The sequence below is a fragment of the Arthrobacter sp. JSM 101049 genome (assembly GCF_041679245.1).
In the GTDB taxonomy this organism is placed as follows: Bacteria; Actinomycetota; Actinomycetes; order Actinomycetales; family Micrococcaceae; genus Arthrobacter_H.
The window spans coordinates 617912-638982 of sequence record NZ_JBGFFC010000001.1 but is presented as its reverse complement, the minus strand read 5'-3'; the positions used below and the strand labels follow the sequence as shown (position 1 = coordinate 638982).

Below are 21071 nucleotides of genomic sequence, written 5' to 3'. Positions count from 1 at the left end.
TGGTGGGCAGATCCGTTGGCCGTGCGTGGGCAGTTTCCGTGGCCACCAGCGGGCAATTCTGGTGGCCGCCTACGGGCAGTTCCTATTGGCCATTGACACGCCGAAACTCCCCGAAGTGTGTCGCCGGTCAGAACAGGGTCGGCACGCTTCGTCCTACCTTCGCGTCCTGGTAACCAACCAGAGCGCCGCAGCAGCATCGTCTGGCAGCGGAGCCAGTCCACCGCCGTCGTATTCGAGAGGAATTGAGCTGGACCCGGCATCGCGGGTTCCCACGGTGATCATGGACCCGGGACGCAGGCCGTGGCCAGCGAGCAGGCGCAAAACGGCCGGGTCGTCATCGGAGATGCGCGTGACCTCGTAGCTGCCCGGACTGGCATCGGTGAGCTTGACCGCGTGCTTCGGGTGGGGTGTGGTTCCGTCTGCCGCGGGGATCGGGTCGCCGTGTGGGTCGCGGTCGGGGTGGCCGAGCAGGGCGTCGATGCGATCGATCATGGTCTCCGAAGCCGCATGCTCGAGGTTCTCCGCCTCGTCGTGGACTTCCTCCCACGAGTAGCCCAGCGTGCGCACCAGGAACGATTCGATGAGCCGGTGCTTGCGGACCATGGCCACGGCATGACGCTCGCCGGCGGGAGTGAGGCGGACCGGCTTGTAGGGTTCGTGGCTGACCAGCCCCTGTGCCGTGAGCCGGCGGATGGTGTCCGAGACGTTGGCGGCGGTGGTCCCGAAACGCTCGGCCAGCGCCTTGCCGGTGATGGGTGCGCCACCCCACTCGGTGGCGGACCAGATGGCCTTGAGGAAGTCCTCGGCAACCCGGCTGATGCCCTCGGCGGGCGGCGGGGTGGAAGAGTTGCGGGGTGTCATCAGGCGGCCCCCGTCACGGTGAGGTAGATCAGCAGGAGGTTCAGCGCCACGATGGCCACGGTGATCGTCCACGCGAAGACCTGCGTGGGAGTGGAGTTGGCGTTCGGGCCCATGAGCGAGCGCAGGCCCGTGTAGCGGACCAACGGGATCAGCGCGAAGGGGATGCCGATGGAGAGGAACACCTGGCTGAGGACCAGCGCCCAGGTCGGGTCGACGCCGACGGACAGGATGATGAGCGCGGGGATCAACGTGACCAGCCGGCGCATCAGCAAGGGGATGCGCCGGTGCAACAAGCCCGACATGATCGCCGAGCCGGCATAGCAGCCGACCGAGGTGGAGGCAAGGCCGGAGGCGAGCAGGCCCACCCCGAACACGACGCCGATGAAGGGGCCCAGCGCGTCAACGATGGCTGCGTGGGCACCCTGGATGGTGTCGGTCCCCTCCACGCCGCGCAGGCTCGTGGCGGCCAGCAGAAGCATGGCGATGTTAACCGAACCGGCGACGACGAGCGCCAACCCGACGTCCCAGCGGTTGGCCCGCAGCAGCCGCTTCAGGCCGGCGGGGGAGTGGCCGCCGCCGTGGCGGTCGCGGGAGAGCGAGGAGTGCAGGTAGATGGCGTGCGGCATGACGGTCGCGCCGAGCATGCCGGCGGCCAGCAGGACCGTTCCAGCCCCTTCGAAGCGCGGGACCAGGCCCCCGGCGGCGGCTCCCCAATCCGTCGGGCTGACGAACAGGCCAGCGACGAAGCCAATGGTGATCAGCACCAGCAGCGCCATGATGACCAGTTCGAACGGCCGTTGCCCGTGTCGTGACTGGATGGCCAGCAGGACCATCGACACGATCCCCACCAGCAACCCGCCCAGGGGTAGGGGCAGCCCGAAGAGGATCTGCAAGGCAATCGCGCCGCCGATCACCTCGGCCAGATCGGTGGCCATGGCGATCAGTTCGGCTTGGCCCCAGAAGGCCAGCCGGCCCGTGCGCGGCAGGCGCTCGCCGAGGACCTCGGGCAGGGACCTCCCGGTGACCAGGCCCAGCTTGGCGGAGAGGTACTGGATCATGACGGCCATGACGTTGGCGACCACGAGCACCCAGACCAGCAGGTACCCGTGCTGGGCGCCGGCGGTGAGGTTGGCCGCGACGTTGCCCGGGTCCACGTAGGCGATGGCCGCCACGAAAGCCGGGCCGAGCAGCCAGATCAGGCGGCGCTGGGGTCGGCCCTGCCGCTCGATGACCGAAGTCGTCATGGTGCTCCCTTGTCGCCGTCGTGCAAAAAAGTTAAGTGAGCTTAACTTAGCGCGGATCGGACGCAAGGGCCAGCGCTCTCGCCATGGTCCGTCGTAGGCTGGCTTCATGAGCGAGAACCAGCACTCCACCCGCGGCGCCTACGTGACGCCGGGCGCCGAATTCACCCGGGACACCAACTACATCGACGACCGGATCGTCGCCGATCCGGAAGCCATCCGCGCCTCCTCCGCCGAGCCCGGCGGATCGATCGGGAACCCCGACGCCGGCCTGGCCGAGGGTGCTCAGGCGTGGCCCGTCGAGGCCGGTCGCTATCGGCTCGTGGCCGCCCGTGCCTGCCCGTGGGCGAACCGGACGCTGATCGTCCGCCGGCTGCTCGGCCTCGAAGACGCCATCAGCGTCGGCCTGCCCGGCCCGACCCACGACGCCCGCTCCTGGACCTTCGACCTGGACCCCGACGGCCGCGACCCGGTGCTGGGCACCGAACGGCTGCAGGAGAACTTCTTCGCCCGCTTCCCCGACTACCCCCGCGGCATCACGGTCCCGGCCATCGTCGACATCCCCACCGGCGGCGTCGTCACCAACGACTACCCGCAGATGACCCTGGACTTCTCGACCCAGTGGAAGGAGTTCCACCGCGAGGGCGCCCCGGACCTCATCCCGGCCGGCAGCTGGGAGGAGATGGCCCCGGTCATCAAGCGGATCTTCACCGAGGTCAACAACGGTGTCTACCGCTGCGGGTTCGCCGGCTCGCAGGAGGCCTACGACGCCGCCTACGACCGCCTCTTTACCGCCATGGACTGGCTGGAGGAGCGGCTCACCGGCCAGCGCTACCTGATGGGCGATCACATCACGGAGGCCGACGTCCGCCTGTTCACCACGCTGGCCCGCTTCGACCCGGTCTACCACGGGCACTTCAAGTGCAACCGGAACAAGCTCGACGAGATGCCCGCCCTGTGGGGCTACGCCCGCGACCTGTTCCAGACGCCGGGCTTCGGGGACACGACCGACTTCGTGCAGATCAAGCGGCACTACTACATCGTGCACGAGGACATCAACCCCACCCAGTTCGTCCCGCAGGGGCCGGACCTGTCCAACTGGCTGGACCCGCACGGTCGCGAATCCCTCGGCGGCTCGCCGTTCGGCAATGGGATCGCCCCCGGCCCGGTGCGCGCCGGCGAAGAGGTGACGCCGGGCCACAACCCGCTCTACCCGGCGTAGGGGCACCTGGTCGCGGGCATCGTCGTCGTGCTCCACAGGACGACTACCGGGGTTACGTAGCCTCGTCGAGGCCGATCACGAGGACGTTCTCGTGGATCCGGGTCCAGCCGTCGGCCGTGAAGGGGGACGTGTCGGTTCCGTCGGACACGAGCATCGCGGAGCCACCCTGGAACGTCGTCGTGATGGGCGTACCGCCACCGCAGGCCGTCTGCTCCCGCTCCATGACGACGAGGCAGAATGCCGGTTTCATCTGGGCCTCCTCCGGGGCGTTCTCGTCATCCGCAGGCAGCGCCACATAGAAGGAGATGCCGCCGCTCTTCGCCGCGAAACGCACGCTAGCCGGCTGGAGTGGGGTGGTATCGAAACCGGCGGGCAGGGCATCGGCCTCGGTCGCGGGCTGGTCGAGCAGTTCGATCCCGGATGCGGCGTTCGAACCCGAGCATCCACCCAGCAGCGGCAGCGACAGCGCGGCGACCAGGAGTGCTGACAGGCGGTTGACGTGCATGTTCCCCCAGAGGTTGTCGCTTCACCCTAGCTCCACCGGCACCCAAGCAACACCCCCACGTGGCAGGATGGGAACCATGACGATCACCGCCGCAGCAGACGGCTCAGCACTGGGAAACCCTGGACCGGCCGGCTGGGCCTGGTACGTCGACGACACCACGTGGCGGGCCGGCGGCTGGCCGCACGGGACCAACAACATGGGCGAGCTCATGGCCGTGCTGGACCTGTTCCGCGCCACGGCCCACGTCGCCGACGAGCACCTGCGCATCCTGTGCGACTCGCAGTACGTCATCAACTGCATCACCAAGTGGATGCCGGGCTGGAAGCGCAAGGGCTGGAAGAAGGCCGACGGCAAGCCGGTCCTCAACGTCGACCTCCTGAAGCAGATCGAGGACGCCATCGCCGGCCGCGACTACAGCTTCGAGTGGGTCAAGGGCCACGCCGGGCACTACCTCAACGAGGCCGCCGACGAACGCGCCCGCGCCGTCGCCACCGCCTACCAGGCAGGCCGCGGCAGCGACATGGGACCGGGCTACCCGGGATCCGGGACAGCCGGGTCCGGCACGCCGGCCACCCCCGCTCCCGCCTCCACGGCGCAGGCCGGCTCCGCGCGAACGCAGACCGCCACGCTGCCCGCCCAGGACGACCTCTTCTCCTCCCTCGAGGACCCCGCCGAAACCGGGCGGGGCAGCGCCGACATCGACGCCGTGGTCACGCTCGAACGCGAACTGCTGGACCCCTCGGTCCGCTCGGACGCCGGGCAGCTGGAGTTCCTGCTGCACCCCGACTACCGCGAGATCGCCGCGGACGGCACCCTGCGCGAACGCGACACCGCGATCGCCGTGCTGGCCTCACAGGCCACCGACCTGCCGGAGGCCACCGGCGAAGGCCTCGAGGACGACGACGATGCCCCCTCGGCCAGTTACGCGCCACCGGTTGCGTGGTCGAGCGCCGAACGCACCTTCGAGCTGCTCGAGGCCATGCAGGTCGGCATGGACTCCATCCACCTGGCCTACCGGCTGGTCGGGGACGAGGCGGCCACGGCCGTCGGCTCCCTCTGGCATCGCCAGGACCAGCGCTGGCGGCTGCGTTTCCGCCAGGAAACCCCCGAAGTCTAGCCACGGCACCCACCCCGAGCCCCAGGAGAGCCACCACGTGACCGATCCGCGTTTTGCCCCCGTCGTCGACCTGCTGGAATCCTTCGCCGCGGCCGACCCCGACTATTCGGCCCAGCTGTGCGTCTACGCCGGGGGCCAGCCGGTTATCGACCACGTCGTGGGGCCGAACAGCACCGCCGACTCGCTCACCGGAGTCTTCTCCGCCTCCAAGGGCGCCGCCGGGATGGTCATGGCCCTGCTGGTGCAGGACGGCCTGCTTGACCCAGGCGAGCCGGTGGCGACCTACTGGCCGGAATTCGCCGCCTACGGCAAGGACGCCATCACCGTCGGCCAGCTGCTCAGCCACCAGGGCGGCCTGCCGGGGATCGACGGAGGCCTGACCGTGGGCCAGTACACCGACTCCGCCACCGGGGCGGTCCGCCTCGCCGCGGCGCCGCCGGTCTGGAAGCCGGGCTCCACGCACCAGTACCACGCCCTGACGATCGGCGTCTTCGCCGAGGAGCTGGTACGCCGGATCACCGGCGAGACGTTGCAGCAGGTCTACGAAACCCGGATCCGTGCGCCCTTCGGCATCGACTTCTACCTCGGGCTGCCCGAGGACGAGGAGACCCGCTACCGCGACGTGCTCAAGCCCGTCCAGTCACCGCCGTTGCCCTTCATCGATCCCTTCGGCCCGCTGGGACTGGCCCTGAACTCGACCGGCGGATTCGACGTCGGCGACGGCCAGGCGTACGATCTGCTGGACCTGCCCAACCTGCCGGTGATCCGCTCCGCGGGCATCGCGGCCGCCGGCGGCGTGGCCAGCGCCCGCGGCCTGGCGCGGCTCTACGCGGCGGCGAGCACCGGCGTCGTGCGTGAGGACGGGGCGGCTGACGGGCCCTTCCTGACGGCCGAGACGATCCACGCCGTCGCCGACGAGCGGGTGTTCGGGATCGACCGGGCCAACGGGCTGACCGGGGCGTTCGCGCTGATGTTCATGAAGTCCATTCCGCGCAACGACTTCGGTTCCTGGCGGGCCTTCGGGCACGACGGCGCCAACGCCACGCTCGCCTTTGCCGACCCCGCCTACGGCATCGGCTTCGGCTACGTGCCGGCGCGGGCGGAGGAGAGCGGCACCGGTTCCCGCGGCGGGCAGCTCACCGTGGAGCTGCGCCGGGCACTGCTGGCCGCCGCCGCCAACTGATTAGCGGCGCCTGTCCGGACCCCCCCCGGCGCGATTAGAGCGGGGCCTGCAGTGGCCAACCCGCGGAGGCGAGCAATTCGCCGTCGTGCCCGCAGACCATGACCGCGATCCCGAACTCGCGTACCGCTGCATCGAGCGTCGACGGGCCACCGGCGAGGATCGCCTTGGAGAGCACGTCGGCGGTGACGATGTCCTCGGCCAGCACGCTGACTTGCAGGTAGGCGTTCGGGCGGCCGTCGCCGTGGCCGGAGGAGGTGGCCAGCGCGGCGGTGAATCCGGGGGTGCCGGCCAGCGGCACGTCGGCGACCAGCGCGGCCGCATCGAAGGGGTCCGTGATGCCGGCGCGCCAGTGCCTGCCGTAGAACGGGTCCGCCCCCGTCGGTTCGGCGGGGAACGGCGAGCCGCTGCACAGCACGTCTCCACCGGCGGTGACCGACCAGTGCGGCAGCTGGAGGTCCATCATGGCCTGGCCCGCGTGGGCGATGGCCCACCCCTTGACCAACCCGCGCAGGTCCACGGGGCCATCGGGGGCATGCGGGGTGAAGGCCCCCTCCGTGGCGTTGCGCCAGCCAACGGCCTGCTCGTAGAGGGCGCGCAGCCGGTGGTGCGAGTAGCGCAGTTCGGTTTCCCCTCGGCGCAGGCTCTCGACCGAGCCGCGGCCGCCGACACCGAAGTACTCCTCCGTTTCGACGAAGACCCGGCGGACCGTCTGCACGGCCGCGTCGAGTTCGTCCGGATCCATGGGGGCGCTGATGGAGACCATCGTGCCCAGTGCCTCGAACACCCGGCTGGCCAGTCGGGGGACCGCCGGGTCCTCGGATTCCCCATCCGCGTCGAATTGCCGCTCGGTGTCGATCGGTGTGCTCATGCCAGCGACATATCGAGGGCGGCCTGCTGCGTGAGGCCGTAGCCGGCGGCGCTGTAGCCCGGACCACTGAGCAGCTGGACCGGTTCCGCACCGCGCAGCTGGCCGCGGCGGACGGTCGAGAGCGTGCTCGATGCCGCTGCCGACCGGTGGTGGGCGCTCGAGGCGCCGCCTGCAACCGTGCCGAGGCGATGGGTGCTCGGAGCCGCCGCGGAGGCGGTGGTGGTGGCCGTGCCGCCGAGCCAGCCGGAGGCCAGGACCCCGGCGGACGCCACGGAGGCGAAGATGGCCTGGCGGATGTTCACGACAGGGTCCTTTCGGCGTCGGAGCCGGCAGGGACGGGTAGGTCATGCATGGCTCCAGCCTCTCGAACCGAACTGTGAACACCCTGTGCCGCGGCTCCATGCCGGCTCCAGCAGGCCCCGTTTCCGCCAGGGGCGCAAGGCCTTGCGGCCAGGCGGGCGGCCAGATGTCCGGGAAAACACGGGTTGCGCGCCCCACAGGCAGCCATTTCCCGGACACCTGCACACCCGTTGAGATTTTGGCGCCCCTGCGTGGGGCACGTTCGGGCCGCCATGACCGGACGACAAGTCGTCGTACAGTAAACGGGTGGAATTCGAGAAACGGTATCTGGCCCTGGGGGATTCGTTCACGGAAGGCGTCGGCGACGACGACCCAACCCGCCCCAACGGGGTGCGCGGTTGGGCGGACCGGGTGGCCGAACAGCTGTGCGCGGCCGACCCCTCCTGGGGATACGCGAACCTGGCCATCCGCGGCAAGAAGATCCGCCAGGTCATCGACGAGCAGCTCGAGGCCGCCCTGGCCCTGCAACCGACCCTGGTCACGCTCTACGCCGGCGGCAACGACATCCTGCGACCGCGCGTGGACATCGACGCGCTCATGGCCGGCTACGACCAGATGGTCGCCCGGCTACGCGGCACCGGCGCCGCCGTCGTGCTGTTCACCGGATTCGACTCCACTGCCTCGGCGGTTTTCGGGACCACGCGGGGACGGACCGCCATCTACAACGAGTGGGTCCGCGAGGCCGCCGATCGGCATGGCGCGGTCATCGCCGACTACTGGCGGTGGCGCGAATTCAGCGACGTGCGGTACTGGGCCCAGGACCGCCTGCATATGGGCACCCCCGGGCACATGCTGATGGCAAAGAAGGTGCTGGGCGTCCTGGAGGCCACGGACGCCATCGAGACCCCGGAACTGGAGACGGTGCCGGCCCGGAGCCGGAGGGCGCGGATGCAGGAGGACGCGCGCTGGGCGCGCGAGCATGTGGTGCCGTGGGTCAAGCGCCGCCTGACCGGGACCTCGTCCGGCGACTCGCTCAGCCCGCGCTACCCCGGATACGTCCGGCTGTAGGCGGTGGGCCCCGGTCGGTCGCGCAGCGGGGAGCCGAGGACCTCGAACCGGAAGCCGCCGAACCCGCCCGAGAGCAGGGGCCGGGCCGCGGCGATGGCCGCCTGGACCTCGGGCAGCGCCAGCGATTCCCGGTGCGCCGCCTCGCTGGCCCAGAGTTCGAGGACGTAGACTGTGTCCGGGTCGTCGTCGTTGACCCCGACCTCATAGGCGAGGCACCCCTGGCGGGCCAGGACATCGCTGCGCCGGGTCAGGAGTGCGACCAGCTCGTCGCGCTTGCCGGGGACGGTTCCGAGGGTTCCCACATTGGCGAAGGTCATGGGTCAAGGGTAGCGCTGGCCCGCCGCGACGCAGTGGTGGTTGACTGGCCGCATGAGCAGCCCCAATCCGGCACCGCACCCCGACGAGCCGCACGAATCCTCCGGCCTCGCCGAGCGGCTGAACTGGCTGCGCGCCGGGGTCCTCGGGGCCAACGACGGGATCGTCTCCACGGCCGCGGTCGTGGTCGGCGTGGCCGGGGCGACCACCGCCAGCGGGCCGATCCTGGCCGCCGGGGCCGCCGCCCTGATCGGTGGCGCGGTCTCGATGGCGCTGGGCGAATACGTCTCGGTCTCGAGCTCATCCGACTCGCAGAAGTCGTTGATCGCCAAGGAACGCCGCGAACTGGAGGAAATGCCTGACGAGGAGCTCGCCGAGCTGGCCTACCTCTACGAACAACGAGGCCTCAGCGCCGGCACGGCCGAGGCCGTCGCCCGGGAGCTGACCGCCCATGACGCACTCGCCGCGCACCTGGACGTGGAACTGAACATCGACCCCGACGAGGTGGTCAGCCCGTGGAACGCGGCACTCGCCTCGGCCGTGTCATTCACCATCGGGGCGCTGCTGCCATTCCTCACGGCCGTCCTGCTGCCCGCCTCCCTGAAGATCCCGGTGACGTTCGCCGCGGTGCTGGTCGCGCTCGCCGTGACGGGGGGACTGGGCGCCTATATGGGACGCGCGCCGATGTTCCGTCCGGTCGTGCGGGTGGTGGCCGGCGGGCTGCTGGCGCTGGGGGCCACGTTCCTCATCGGCACCTGGCTGGGCAGCAGCGGGGCCGTCGGCTAGGGCTGGGAGCGGGGAGTTCCGGCGTCGTTCCCCGTGTTCGCCTCGTCGTGCCCTGCGGCATGGCCGGCGGCCACTGTGGAGCGCCGCCGGCCGTAGGCCAGGTAGACCCCGGCACCCAGGACCATCCAGAGCCCGAACACGATCCAGGTGGAGCCGCCCAGGTTGGCCATGAGGAACACGCAGCCGGCGACCGCCAGGATCGGGGTCACCGGGTAGAACGGGACCCGGAAGGTACGCGGGAGGTCGGGGCGGTTGCGGCGCAGGTAGATCACCGACAGGCTGACCAGGCTGAAGGCGAAGAGCGTGCCGATGCTGGTGGCGTCGGCCAGTTCGCCCAGCGGGACCAGGCCGGCCGTGAGCGCGATCGTGCCGCCGGTGATCAGCGTGTTCAGCACCGGGGTCCCGGTGCGCGGGTGCAGCCTGCCGAACACCCGTGGGACCATGCCGTCCCGTGACATGGCCACCAGCACGCGGGTCTGACCGTAGAGCACGGTGATGACGATGCTGATGATCGCCACGACCGCCCCCACCGAGAAGACCAGGGCCACCCAGGCCTGCCCGGTGATCTCCTCGAGGACCTGCACCAGGGCGGCCTCCTTGCCAACGAACCACTGCCAGTCCTTGGCGCCCACGGCGGCCACGGCGACCAGGATGTAGAGCACGGTGACGATCACCATCGAGGCGATGATGGCCCGCGGCAGGTCGCGCTGCGGGTTCACCGCCTCCTCGCCGGCGGTGGAGGCGGCGTCGAAGCCGATGTAGGAGAAGAACAGGCGCGAGGCCGCGGCCGAGACGCCCGCCGTCCCCATGGGCAACAGCGGGGCGAAGTTGCCGGTGTGGAAGGCGCTGAAGGCGATCACGACGAAGAAGACGAGCACGGCGATCTTCAGGAACACCAGCACGGTGTTCACCGTGGCCGACTCCTTGGCCCCGCGCATCAGCAGGACCATGGCCAGCAGGACCACGACGACGGCGGGGATGTTGAACACGCCGCCGTCGGGCCCCGGCGGGTTGGTCAGGGCGGCGGGCAGCTCGACGTTGAAGGTCGCGGCCAGCTCGTTGACGTATTCGCCGGCGCCGACGGCGATGGCGGCCACCGAGACCCCGTATTCGAGGATGAGGCACCAGCCGCAGATCCAGGCCAGCCCCTCGCCCATCGTGGCGTAGGTGTAGGAGTAGCTGGACCCGGAGACGGGGACCGCGCCGGCCATTTCCGCGTAGGACAGGGCGGCCAGCAGGGCGGCGATCCCGGCGATCGTGAAGGAGATCCAGACCGCGGGACCGGCCAGCGGCACCGAGGACCCCAGCACCACGAAGATGCCGGTGCCCAGGGTGGCGCCGACGCTGATCATCGTCAGCTGCAGCACGCCCAGGGTGCGCCGCATCGTCCCGCCACCGGAACCGTGTCCGGCCTCGGCGTCCAGCGCCTCGACGTCCTTGCGCAGCAGCAGCTGGCGGCCCAGGGGCAGGTGTTGTCCGGGGCGGGTGCGGGACGGGGGAGTGGGCATGAGGGGTCCTAACACCGGGCGGTGGCCCGGGATGACGATGCGGCTGCCGGATCACGGCGGCGGACGATGTGACCCTATAGTTTTTCACCCTCATGCAAAATCATCCAAACGGACTGCGGGACGACCCACTCTGCGGACAGCCGGGCGGCCGGCTCCTAGGGTGGCTTGGTGACTACTTTGCCCTCACCGACTGCCGACGATATCTCCCGGTTGGCCCGCGAGGCCTTCGGCTGGGACTCCCTGCACGAGGACCAGCTCGCGGCCGTGCAGGCGGCCGTGGACGGGCGCGACGTGCTGGCCGTGATGCCCACCGGATACGGGAAGTCCGCCATCTACCAACTCGCGGGTCTGCTCGTCGACGCCCCGGCCGTCGTCGTCTCCCCGCTGATCGCCTTGCAGACCGACCAGCTGCAGGACCTGAACGACGCACCCGGCGACTGCCGGGCGGTGGCCGTGAACTCCTCCATGCCGGTGCGCGCCCAGCGGCAGGCGTGGGAGGACGCGGCCGCCGGGGAGGCCCGCTTCCTGTTCCTGGCTCCCGAGCAGCTGGCCAAGGACGACGTCGTGTCCCGGCTGGCCGAGCTGGAACCTGGGTTGTTCGTGGTGGACGAGGCACACTGCGTCTCGGCGTGGGGGCACGACTTCCGGCCCGACTACCTGCAGCTCGGTGCCGTGCGTGAACGCATCGGCAACCCCCCCGGCCATCGCCCTGACCGCCACGGCATCCCAGCCGGTCCGCCGGGAGATCGCCGAGCGGCTCCGCCTGTCGGACCCGCTGGAATTCGTGCAGAGCTTCGACCGGCCGAACCTGCGCCTGGAGGTGGTGCGCCACCGTGACCGGGGCGTCAAGGAAGCCGACCTGGTCGAGCAGGTTTCCCACCTGCCCCTGCCGGGCCTGGTCTACGTGGCCCGGCGCAAGGCCACAGTCGAATATGCCGACGCGCTCGCCGAGGCCGGGCTGCGTGCCCGGCCCTACCACGCGGGGCTGAAGGCAGCCGACCGCCGCCAGGTCCACGAGGACTTCCAGGCCGACCGGCTCGACGTCGTCGTAGCGACCACCGCCTTCGGCATGGGGATCGACAAGCCCAACGTCCGGTTCGTCGTACACGCGGACATCACCGACTCGCTCGACAGCTACTACCAGGAGATCGGCCGGTCCGGACGCGACGGGGACCCGGCGCAAGCGGTCCTGCACTACCGCTCCGAGGACCTGGGCCTGCGGTCCTTCTTCGGCACCCACCACACCGACGAGGATGCCGTCCGCGACGTGGCCAAAGCCCTGCGCGCGGCCGGTGGACCTCTCAAGGGGGCGGCCCTGCGCGAACAGGTCGGGCTGCCCGCGCGCCGGGTCACCGGCATCGTCAACCTGCTCGAATCCGCAGGAGTGCTCACCGCCCGGCGCGGCGGCCTGCGCATCGACCCGGACGTGCGCCCCGCCGAGGCGGTGCGGCGCGCCGTGGAGACGGCCGAGACCCGGCAGCGCATCGATGACACCCGGATCGAGATGATGCGCGGCTACGCCGAGACCGACGGCTGCCGGCGGCAGTACCTGCTGGGCTACTTCGGCGAGGAGCTGGCCGAAACCTGCGGCAACTGCGACAACTGCCTGGCCGGCACCGCGGTGGACATCAGCGACGAGGACGGGGACTTCGCCCCGCAGTCCGCTGTGGTCCACAAGGACTGGGGTCCCGGGATCGTCATGAGTATCGAGGACGACCGGCTGACCGTGCTGGTCGACGACGAGGGGTACAAGACGCTGTCCCTGCAGGCCATCGAGGACGAGCCCGGGCTGTTGCGCCGTGCCACGGAACGCTGAGTCCCCGGGTGCCTGGCGCCTGTTGTCCTGGTCACGGCGCCTCGGCTAAGATGGGGGAGTGCCCCGTCCGCGGGGCACACGCCAATGACATGCGGCGGGAGAGTCCCGTTCAGAACCACTGGCGGGCGCCGTAGGAGCAATACCCTCCCCGGGAATCTCTCAGGCACCCGTACCGCCGCGCTGAGGCAACTCTGGAAAGCAGCAGCACCACAAGGCACCGGTCCACCGGAGCCAGGGATGCTCTCACCGACGGTGCAAGCCGCGTCCGGGACACCGGCGCGGCGGAATCTCTCAGGTCCAATACAGAGTCGGGGAGGAACCGAAGCTCATTCGGCGTGCAGCGCACACCGACCACCCTTGGAGTTCCCCCAGATGACCGAGACCACGGCCCGTCCCACCACAGTCCCCGGCGACCTCGTGTTCGCCGACCGCCACATCGGCCCGCGTGGCGATGCCACCGAGACCATGCTGCGCCAGCTTGGCTACGCCAGCCTCGACGACCTCGTCGACACCGCAGTGCCCGCCGACATCCGCCAGTCCGAACCGCTGGACCTGCCCGCGGCCCGCTCCGAGGCCGAGGTCCTGTCCGACCTGCGCGCCATCGCCGCGAAGAACATCCTGAAGACCCAGATGATCGGCCAGGGCTTCTACGACACCTTCACCCCGCCGGTCATCCTGCGCAACGTCCTCGAGGACCCCGCCTGGTACACCGCCTACACCCCGTACCAGCCGGAGATTTCCCAGGGCCGCCTCGAGGCCCTGCTGAACTTCCAGACGATGGTCTCGGACCTGACCGGCCTGCCGATCGCCAACGCCTCGCTGCTCGACGAGGCCTCCGCCGTCGCCGAGGCCGTGCTGATGATGCGCCGCGCCAACAAGGCCAAGGGCGACGCCAAGACCGTCCTGGATGCCGACCTCTTCCCGCAGACCATCGCCGTCGTCGAGGGCCGGGCCAAGGCCCTGGGCTTCGAGCTCGAGATCGCCGACCTCTCCGCCGGCCTGCCCGAGGGCGAGATCTCCGGGATCGTGCTGCAGCAGCCGGGCAACTCCGGCCGTGTGGTCGACCAGGCCGCGATCATCGCCGCCGCCAAGGAACGCGGTGCCATGGTCACCGTCGCCGCCGACATCCTCTCGCTGACCCTCATCGTGCCCCCGGGCGAGCAGGGCGCCGACATCGCCGTCGGCAACACCCAGCGCCTGGGCGTCCCGCTGTTCTTCGGCGGCCCGCACGCCGCCTACATGTCCGTGCGCAAGGGCCTGGAGCGCTCGCTGCCCGGACGCCTGGTCGGCGTCTCCAAGGACGACGCCGGTCGACCCGCCTACCGCCTGGCGCTGCAGACCCGCGAGCAGCACATCCGCCGCGAGAAGGCCACCTCCAACATCTGCACCGCCCAGGCGCTGCTGGCCATCACCGCCTCCATGTACGGCGTCTACCATGGCCCGGAGGGCCTGCAGGCGATTGCCCGCCGCGCCCACCTGCGCGCCAGCACGCTGGCCGCCGTCCTGTCCGACGCCGGATTCGAGCTGGCCGCCGAGGCGTTCTTCGACACCCTCACGGTCACGGCCGCCGGCCGCGCCGCCGAGGTCATCACCGCCGCTGAGGAGCGCGGGATCAACCTGCGCCGCCTCGACGCCGACACCGTGGGCATCTCCACCGATGAGACCACCACGAGCGCCCACCTGGTAGCCATCGCCGAGGCCTTCGGCGTCGCCGATGCAGCGACCGGGGTGGAGCGCGCGGAAGCCGGGGCAGCCGAGAAGCTGCCCTCCGCCGTCGTGCGCTCCAGCGAGTACATGACCCACCCGATCTTCCACTCGGTCCGCTCCGAGACCCAGATGCTCCGCTACCTGCGCCGCCTCTCGGACCGCGATCTGGCGCTGGACCGCACGATGATCCCGCTGGGATCGTGCACCATGAAGCTCAACGCCACCGCCGAGATGGAATCGATGTCCTGGCCCGAGTTCGCCTCCATCCACCCATATGCCCCCGCCCACCAGACCGAGGGCTGGCGCCAGCTGATCACCGACCTCGAGGACCGGTTGAGCACCATCACCGGCTACGCGGGCGTCTCCATCCAGCCCAACGCCGGTTCGCAGGGCGAATACGCCGGGCTGCTGGCCATCCGCCAGTACCACCTCGCCAACGGCGACGACGCCCGCACCGTCTGCCTGATCCCCGCCTCCGCGCACGGCACCAACGCCGCCTCCGCGGTCCTGGCCGGCCTGAAGGTCGTCGTGGTCAAGACCGCGCCGAACGGCACCATCGACGCCGCGGACCTGGACGCGAAGATCGAGGCCAACCACGACTCGCTGGCCGCGATCATGATCACCTACCCCTCCACGCACGGCGTCTACGATGCCGACGTACGCGAGGTCTGCGACAAGGTCCACGCCGCCGGCGGACAGGTCTACATCGACGGCGCCAACATGAACGCCCTGGTCGGCCTCGGCCGCCCGGGACAGTTCGGCGGCGACGTCTCGCACCTGAACCTGCACAAGACGTTCTGCATCCCGCACGGCGGCGGCGGACCCGGCGTCGGCCCGGTGGCCGTGGCCGAACACCTGGTGCCGTTCCTGCCCGGCGCCCCCGCCGGCGAGGCTACCGAGCGCACCGGCACCGCCGTCGCCGCCACCACCTACGGGTCGGCCGGCGTGCTGCCGATCTCCTGGGCCTACGTGGCCATGATGGGCGCCGAGGGTCTGACCAACGCCACCAAGAACGCGTTGCTGACCGCGAACTACGTGGCCTCCCGGCTCAACGAGTACTTCCCGGTGCTCTACACCGGCAACCAGGGACTGGTCGCCCACGAGTGCATCCTGGACCTGCGCGATGCCACCGCCAAGACCGGCATCACCGCCGAGGACGTGGCCAAACGCCTGATCGACTACGGCTTCCACGCCCCGACGTTGGCCTTCCCGGTCGCCGGGACGCTGATGGTCGAGCCGACCGAGTCCGAGGACCTCGCCGAGATCGAGCGCTTCATCGAGGCCATGATCGCCATCCGCGCCGAGATGGAGCAGGTCCTGGCCGGTGACTTCACCGCGGAGGAATCCCCGCTGCGCCTGGCCCCGCACTCCGCGGCGGCCGTGGTCACCGGCGACTGGGACCGCAAGTACACCCGCGAGCAGGGCGCCTTCCCGGTGCCCGGCCTGCGCCAGGACAAGTACTTCCCCCCGGTGGGGCGCATCGACGGTGCCGGCGGCGACCGGAACCTGATCTGCTCTTGCCCGGCCCCCGAGGCATTCGAGAACTAACCCGGATCCCCGGAACCCGACGAAAGGCAGACTCCCCGTGAGCACCGAAACCACCACGACGCCGCAGCAGACGCCCCTGCACGGCGAACACGCAACGCTGGGCGCGAACTTCACCGACTTCGGCGGCTGGGACATGCCGCTGAAGTACGGCTCCGAGCTCGCCGAGCACCAGGCCGTCCGCGAGGCAGCCGGGCTGTTCGACCTGTCCCACATGGGCGAGGTCTGGGTCGAGGGACCCGACGCGGCCACGTTCCTGAACACCGCGCTGGCCGGCAACATGGCCGTCATGAAGGTCGGCAAGGCCAAGTACTCGGTGATCTGCAACGCCGACGGCGGGATCATCGACGACCTGATCACCTACCGCCGCGCCGAGGACCGCTTCCTCGTGGTCCCGAACGCCGGCAACGCCCCGGTCGTGGCCGCCGCCCTGGCCGAGCGCGCCGCCGGCTTCGACGTCACCGTCACCGACGCCTCGGCCGACACGGCGCTGGTCGCCGTCCAGGGGCCGATCGCTGAATCGATCCTCCTCGGGCTGGTCTCCGCCGAGGATGCCGAAACGGTCACCGGCATGAAGTACTACGCCGCCGACGAGGTCACGGTCGCCGGGATCGACGTGCTGCTGGCACGCACCGGCTACACCGGCGAGGACGGCTTCGAGCTCTACATCCCCAATGCCGACGCCGTCGCGCTGTGGAAGGCGCTGCTGGAGGCCGGTTCCGGTCGCGGGCTCATCCCCGCCGGGCTGGCCAGCCGCGACTCGCTGCGCCTGGAGGCCGGCATGCCGCTGTATGGCAACGAGTTGACCCTGGAAACCACCCCGTTCGACGCCGGACTGGGCCCGATCGTCTCCTTCAAGAAGGAGGAGGACTTCGTCGGCCGCTCCGCACTGGAAGCCAAGAAGGCCGAGGGACCGGCCCGCAAGCTCGTTGGCCTGAAGGGACTCGGGCGCCGGGCGGGTCGTTCACACTACGCTGTGCTGAAGGACGGCAACGTCGTCGGCGAGGTCACCTCGGGACAGCCCAGCCCCACGCTGGGATACCCGATTGCCTTGGCGTACGTCGACGTCGCCCTGACCGAGGTCGGCACCGCACTGGACGTCGACCTGCGCGGCAAGCCGCAGCCCTTCGAGGTCGTGGACCTGCCGTTCTACAGCCGCAACAAGTAACGCCCACCCGTACTGGATCCCCGAGACAAAGGACAACACCATGAGCAAGGTTCTTTCCACCCTCCGCTACTCCGCCGAGCACGAGTGGGTCGACGGTTCGACCCCGACCAAGGTCGGCATCACCCAGGTCGCCGCCGATGCACTCGGGGACGTCGTGTACGTCGACCTGCCCGAGGCCGGCTCGACCGTCACCGCCGGCGAGACCTGCGGCGAAGTCGAATCCACCAAGTCCGTCTCCGACCTCTACGCGCCGGTCACCGGCACCGTCGTCGAGCTCAACCAGGAGGCCATCGACAACCCGGCCCTGCTGAACGAGGACCCCTACGGCACCGGGTGGCTCTTCACCGTCGAGGTCTCCGAGGAGGGCCCGCTGCTCTCCGCCGCGGACTACGCCTCCGCCAACGGCGGTGACGTCGAGTGACCACGACGACCGCACCCGTGGCAGCACCTTCCCTGACGGCGTCGTTGGCCGAGTTGGATCCGGAGGTCGCTGCGCGGATCGATGCGGAGTTGGCCCGTCAGCAGGAGGGCCTGGAGATGATCGCGTCGGAGAACCACACGGCGCAGGCCGTGATGGCCGCGCAGGGGTCGGTGTTGACGAACAAGTACGCCGAGGGCTACCCGGGCCGGCGCTACTACGGCGGGTGCGAGCACGTGGACGTGATCGAGTCGTTGGCGATCGAGCGGGTCAAGGCCCTGTTCGGTGCCGGGTTCGCGAACGTGCAGCCGCATTCGGGTGCCCAGGCGAACGCGTCGGTGATGCATGCGCTGATCCGTCCCGGTGACACGGTGATGGGGCTGAACCTGGCCCATGGCGGGCACCTGACGCACGGGATGAAGATCAACTTCTCCGGCCGCCTCTACAACATCGTGCCCTATGGGGTCGACGAGACCTCCTACGAGGTCGACATGGACCAGGTCGAGGCGCTGGCGCGCGAGCACCAGCCCAAGATGATCGTCGCCGGCTGGTCGGCGTACCCCCGCCAGCTGGACTTCGCCCGGTTCCGGGCGATCGCCGATGAGGTCGGCGCCTACCTGTTCGTGGACATGGCCCACTTCGCCGGCCTGGTCGCCGCAGGACTGCACCCCTCACCGGTTCCGCACGCGCATGTGGTCACCTCCACCACGCACAAGACGTTGGCCGGCCCGCGCGGCGGGATCATCCTGACCAACGACGCCGACATCGCGAAGAAGGTCAACTCCGCGGTGTTCCCCGGCCAGCAGGGCGGACCGTTGGAGCACGTCATCGCGGGCAAGGCCGTCGCGTTCAAGATCGCCGCCTCACAGGAGTTCACCGAGCGCCAGGCCCGCACCCTGGCCGGTGCGCGGATCCTGGCCGAACGCCTCACCGGCGACGATGTCTCGGCGCGGGGGATCAGCGTGTTGACCGGGGGCACCGACGTGCACCTGGTGCTGGTGGACCTGCGGGATTCGGTGCTCGATGGCCAGCAGGGCGAGGACCTGTTGGCACGGGTGGGGATCACGGTGAACCGCAACGCGGTCCCGTTCGACCCGCGTCCGCCGATGGTGACCTCCGGGTTGCGGATCGGGACCCCGGCGCTGGCCACGCGCGGCTTCTCCGAGGCCGCCTTCAGCGAGGTCGCGGAGATCATCGCGCAGGCCCTGATCGCCGGGACCACCGAAGGCGGGGCCGACGAGGCCGTCCTGGCCGGGCTGTCCGCCCGCGTCTCGGCCCTGGCCACAGCACACCCCCTCTACCCGGAGCTGGCTCCGCTCTCCTGAGCCGCAAGCGCCGTCGGAGGCGGCAGCGGGCCCGGGGACTCGTTTTCCCCGGGCCTGCTGAACACCAGCCCCGCGACGACACCCCGGAGGAGGCCCCTCGGCCTCCTCCCTCCGCGGAACGGCCCCTGCCGTCTCCGCACCCCTCTCGTTCAAAGGAAGTACCAGCATGGCCATCAGTGTTTTCGACCTCTTCTCGGTCGGCATCGGTCCCTCGAGCTCCCACACCGTCGGGCCCATGCGGGCCGCCCAGCGCTTTGCCGCACGACTGGTGGAACAGCAGCTGGCTGCCGCCACCGCCGACCTGCGCATCGACGTCTACGGCTCCCTGGCCGCCACCGGACGGGGCCACGGCACCTTCACCGCGGTACTGCTGGGACTGGAGGGCTTTGAACCGGAGAGGATCCTGCCCGACCAGGTCGAGGAGCGCCTGGCCGACATCGCCGAGACCGGCACCTTGCGCTTCTGCGCCGAGCTGGGGGCCCAGAACGACCTCAAGTACACCGTCGAGGACATGGTCCAGCACCCGCTGACCGTCCTGCCGCGCCACACCAACGGCATCCGCTTCCAGGCCCTCGACTCCGACGGCGGGGTCCTGCTGGACGAGACCTATTTCTCCGTCGGCGGCGGATTCATCGTCCGCGAGGGCGACGAGGAGGCCGCTGCGGCCGAACTCGACGAGGTCAACCAGGAACTGCCCTACCCCTTCCGCACCGCCGCGGAACTGCTGGACCACTGCCGCACCAGCGGGATGGGTATCGCCGACGTCATGATGGCCAACGAGCTGACCTACCGCAGCCGGGAGGAGATCCGCGAGGGGCTGCTGCACATCTGGACCGTCATGGAGGAATGCAAGGACTCCGCCATCGCCCGCGAAGGGATCCTCCCAGGCGGGCTGAAGGTCCGCCGCCGCGCGCCCGACTGGCACGAGCGCCTGAGCAAGGAGGACAAGGACCGCGACCCGCGCTACTGGCAGGAATGGGTCAACCTCGTCGCCCTGGCGGTCAACGAGGAGAACGCCTCCGGTGGACGGGTCGTCACCGCTCCGACCAACGGAGCGGCCGGGATCATCCCCGCCGTCATGTTCTATGCCACGCACTACCTCCCCGGCATCGAGTACGCCACCGGCTCCGACAAGGAGGACATCATCGTCCGCTTCCTGCTCGCCGCAGCAGCGGTGGGGGTCCTCTACAAGGAGCAGGCCTCCATCTCCGGGGCCGAGGTCGGCTGCCAGGGCGAGGTCGGCTCCGCCTCCTCGATGGCCGCCGCCGGGCTGGCCGAGGTCCTGGGCGGCAGCCCCGCGCAGGTGGAGAACGCCGCCGAGATCGCGATGGAGCACAACCTGGGGCTGACCTGCGACCCGATCGGCGGGCTCGTGCAGATCCCCTGCATCGAACGCAACGCCATCGGTGCCTCCAAGGCAGTCAATGCCGCCAAGATGGCCCTGATGGGCGACGGCGAGCACCGCGTCTCCCTCGACGAGGTCATCGTGACCATGCGCGAGACGGGCAAGGACATGAGCGACAAGTACAAGGAGACCGCCATGGGCGGGCTCGCCGTCAACGTCGTGGAGTGCTGACCGGCACCCCGCAGGTCCGGCGCCTGCTCCCCGGCGACGAGGCGCAGGCCCGGTCCGCGCACGCCGAACTCGCCGCCGAGGGATTCGATTTCATGCTCGGGTACGACGACGGCGAGGACTTCGCGGCCTACCTGGCCCGGCTGGGGCGGGAGGAACACGGTCAGGGGCTGGCCCCCGGCTACGTCCCCCATACCTTCCTGGTCGCGGTGGCCGGCGGGGCCCTGGTCGGCCGGGTATCGCTGCGGCACGAGCTGACCCCCATGCTCGCGGCCATCGGCGGGCACATCGGCTACGGCGTGCGACCCGCCTTCCGCCACCGCGGGCACGCCACCGCCCTGCTTCGTGCCGGGATCCGGACCGCGGCCGGCCTGGGGCTGAAGCGCGTGCTGGTGACCTGCGACGACACGAATGCCGCGTCGATCGCTGTCATCGAACGATGCGGCGGCGTCTACGAGGACAGCGTCGAACTGCTGCCCGGCCACGCCAAGCTGCGGTATTGGATCCCCGCGACGGGTTCGCCCTCCCCGCCGCCTCCGGGCTAG

At 70.2% G+C, this 21071-nt stretch carries 20 protein-coding genes and 1 riboswitch; of the genes, 13 read left to right on the top strand and 7 right to left on the bottom strand.

Features of this window, described 5'->3' with window-relative positions:
- Window positions 1-153: 153 nt before the first annotated feature.
- A complete protein-coding gene (locus AB8M85_RS03015; RefSeq protein WP_372697282.1) occupies window positions 154-861 on the bottom strand; it encodes a metal-dependent transcriptional regulator in 708 nt (235 codons plus the stop codon).
- A complete protein-coding gene (locus tag AB8M85_RS03010; protein WP_372697281.1) occupies window positions 861-2105 on the bottom strand; it encodes an Nramp family divalent metal transporter in 1245 nt (414 codons plus the stop codon). The genes AB8M85_RS03015 and AB8M85_RS03010 overlap by 1 nt, the downstream gene beginning before the upstream one ends.
- Before the next feature lie 106 nt (window positions 2106-2211).
- On the opposite strand from AB8M85_RS03010, the gene AB8M85_RS03005 reads away from it, so the two are divergent.
- Window positions 2212-3324 carry a glutathione S-transferase family protein gene (locus AB8M85_RS03005; RefSeq protein WP_372697280.1) on the top strand — a complete coding sequence of 371 codons (1113 nt, stop codon included), beginning with the start codon at window positions 2212-2214 and terminating at the stop codon, window positions 3322-3324.
- A gap of 52 nt (window positions 3325-3376) precedes the next feature.
- Here AB8M85_RS03005 and AB8M85_RS03000 read toward each other — a convergent pair whose 3' ends face one another.
- Window positions 3377-3829, bottom strand: a complete 453-nt coding sequence (locus AB8M85_RS03000) for a hypothetical protein (protein ID WP_372697279.1) — start codon at window positions 3827-3829, stop codon at window positions 3377-3379.
- 76 nt (window positions 3830-3905) lie between these two features.
- Here AB8M85_RS03000 and AB8M85_RS02995 point away from each other — a divergent pair, with 76 nt between their 5' ends.
- Both AB8M85_RS02995 and AB8M85_RS02990 read left to right on the top strand, forming a co-directional pair.
- Window positions 3906-4946, top strand: coding sequence for an RNase H family protein (locus AB8M85_RS02995; protein ID WP_372697278.1), 1041 nt, complete (start codon window positions 3906-3908; stop codon window positions 4944-4946).
- Between the two features lie 37 nt (window positions 4947-4983).
- Complete coding sequence (locus AB8M85_RS02990; RefSeq protein ID WP_372697277.1) at window positions 4984-6129, top strand: serine hydrolase domain-containing protein; 1146 nt, start codon at window positions 4984-4986, stop codon at window positions 6127-6129.
- A 34-nt stretch (window positions 6130-6163) separates the two neighbouring features.
- On the opposite strand, the gene AB8M85_RS02985 is transcribed toward AB8M85_RS02990, so the two are convergent.
- Both AB8M85_RS02985 and AB8M85_RS02980 read right to left on the bottom strand, forming a co-directional pair.
- Window positions 6164-6997, bottom strand: coding sequence for an FAD:protein FMN transferase (locus tag AB8M85_RS02985; RefSeq protein ID WP_372697276.1), 834 nt, complete (start codon window positions 6995-6997; stop codon window positions 6164-6166).
- Entirely contained in the window at window positions 6994-7299 is a 306-nt protein-coding gene (locus AB8M85_RS02980) for a hypothetical protein (RefSeq protein ID WP_372697275.1), read from the bottom strand. Before AB8M85_RS02980 ends, AB8M85_RS02985 begins: the two co-directional genes overlap by 4 nt.
- Before the next feature lie 304 nt (window positions 7300-7603).
- Between AB8M85_RS02980 and AB8M85_RS02975 the strand changes: the two genes are divergently transcribed.
- Window positions 7604-8365 carry an SGNH/GDSL hydrolase family protein gene (locus AB8M85_RS02975; RefSeq protein WP_372697274.1) on the top strand — a complete coding sequence of 254 codons (762 nt, stop codon included), beginning with the start codon at window positions 7604-7606 and terminating at the stop codon, window positions 8363-8365.
- Here AB8M85_RS02975 and AB8M85_RS02970 read toward each other — a convergent pair.
- Window positions 8341-8682 carry a putative quinol monooxygenase gene (locus AB8M85_RS02970; protein ID WP_372697273.1) on the bottom strand — a complete coding sequence of 114 codons (342 nt, stop codon included), beginning with the start codon at window positions 8680-8682 and terminating at the stop codon, window positions 8341-8343. The genes AB8M85_RS02975 and AB8M85_RS02970 overlap by 25 nt on opposite strands.
- Before the next feature lie 52 nt (window positions 8683-8734).
- On the opposite strand from AB8M85_RS02970, the gene AB8M85_RS02965 reads away from it, so the two are divergent.
- The gene (locus AB8M85_RS02965) at window positions 8735-9466 is read left to right on the top strand and encodes a VIT family protein (RefSeq protein WP_372697272.1); all 732 of its coding nucleotides are present in this window, start codon (window positions 8735-8737) and stop codon (window positions 9464-9466) included.
- On the opposite strand, the gene AB8M85_RS02960 is transcribed toward AB8M85_RS02965, so the two are convergent.
- Entirely contained in the window at window positions 9463-10974 is a 1512-nt protein-coding gene (locus AB8M85_RS02960; RefSeq protein ID WP_372697271.1) for an amino acid permease, read from the bottom strand. The genes AB8M85_RS02965 and AB8M85_RS02960 overlap by 4 nt on opposite strands.
- A gap of 168 nt (window positions 10975-11142) precedes the next feature.
- Between AB8M85_RS02960 and AB8M85_RS02955 the strand changes: the two genes are divergently transcribed.
- From AB8M85_RS02955 to AB8M85_RS02920, 8 genes are all read left to right on the top strand, one after another.
- Window positions 11143-11811 carry a DEAD/DEAH box helicase gene (locus tag AB8M85_RS02955; RefSeq protein ID WP_372697270.1) on the top strand — a complete coding sequence of 223 codons (669 nt, stop codon included), beginning with the start codon at window positions 11143-11145 and terminating at the stop codon, window positions 11809-11811.
- Window positions 11759-12790, top strand: coding sequence for a helicase-related protein (locus AB8M85_RS02950; protein WP_372697704.1), 1032 nt, complete (start codon window positions 11759-11761; stop codon window positions 12788-12790). The genes AB8M85_RS02955 and AB8M85_RS02950 overlap by 53 nt, the downstream gene beginning before the upstream one ends.
- 85 nt (window positions 12791-12875) lie before the next feature.
- Window positions 12876-12975, top strand: a riboswitch (glycine riboswitch).
- A gap of 187 nt (window positions 12976-13162) precedes the next feature.
- A complete protein-coding gene (gcvP, locus tag AB8M85_RS02945) occupies window positions 13163-16045 on the top strand; it encodes an aminomethyl-transferring glycine dehydrogenase (RefSeq protein WP_372697269.1) in 2883 nt (960 codons plus the stop codon).
- 37 nt (window positions 16046-16082) lie between these two features.
- Window positions 16083-17210 carry a glycine cleavage system aminomethyltransferase GcvT gene (gene gcvT, locus AB8M85_RS02940; protein WP_372697268.1) on the top strand — a complete coding sequence of 376 codons (1128 nt, stop codon included), beginning with the start codon at window positions 16083-16085 and terminating at the stop codon, window positions 17208-17210.
- Between the two features lie 40 nt (window positions 17211-17250).
- The gene (gene gcvH / locus AB8M85_RS02935; protein WP_372697267.1) at window positions 17251-17631 is read left to right on the top strand and encodes a glycine cleavage system protein GcvH; all 381 of its coding nucleotides are present in this window, start codon (window positions 17251-17253) and stop codon (window positions 17629-17631) included.
- A 17-nt stretch (window positions 17632-17648) separates the two neighbouring features.
- Window positions 17649-18953, top strand: coding sequence for a serine hydroxymethyltransferase (glyA, locus tag AB8M85_RS02930; RefSeq protein ID WP_372697266.1), 1305 nt, complete (start codon window positions 17649-17651; stop codon window positions 18951-18953).
- Window positions 18954-19119: 166 nt separating this feature from the next.
- Entirely contained in the window at window positions 19120-20529 is a 1410-nt protein-coding gene (locus tag AB8M85_RS02925) for an L-serine ammonia-lyase (protein ID WP_372697265.1), read from the top strand.
- Window positions 20523-21071: a GNAT family N-acetyltransferase gene (locus tag AB8M85_RS02920; RefSeq protein ID WP_372697264.1), complete on the top strand. Its 549-nt coding sequence runs from the start codon at window positions 20523-20525 to the stop codon at window positions 21069-21071. Before AB8M85_RS02925 ends, AB8M85_RS02920 begins: the two co-directional genes overlap by 7 nt.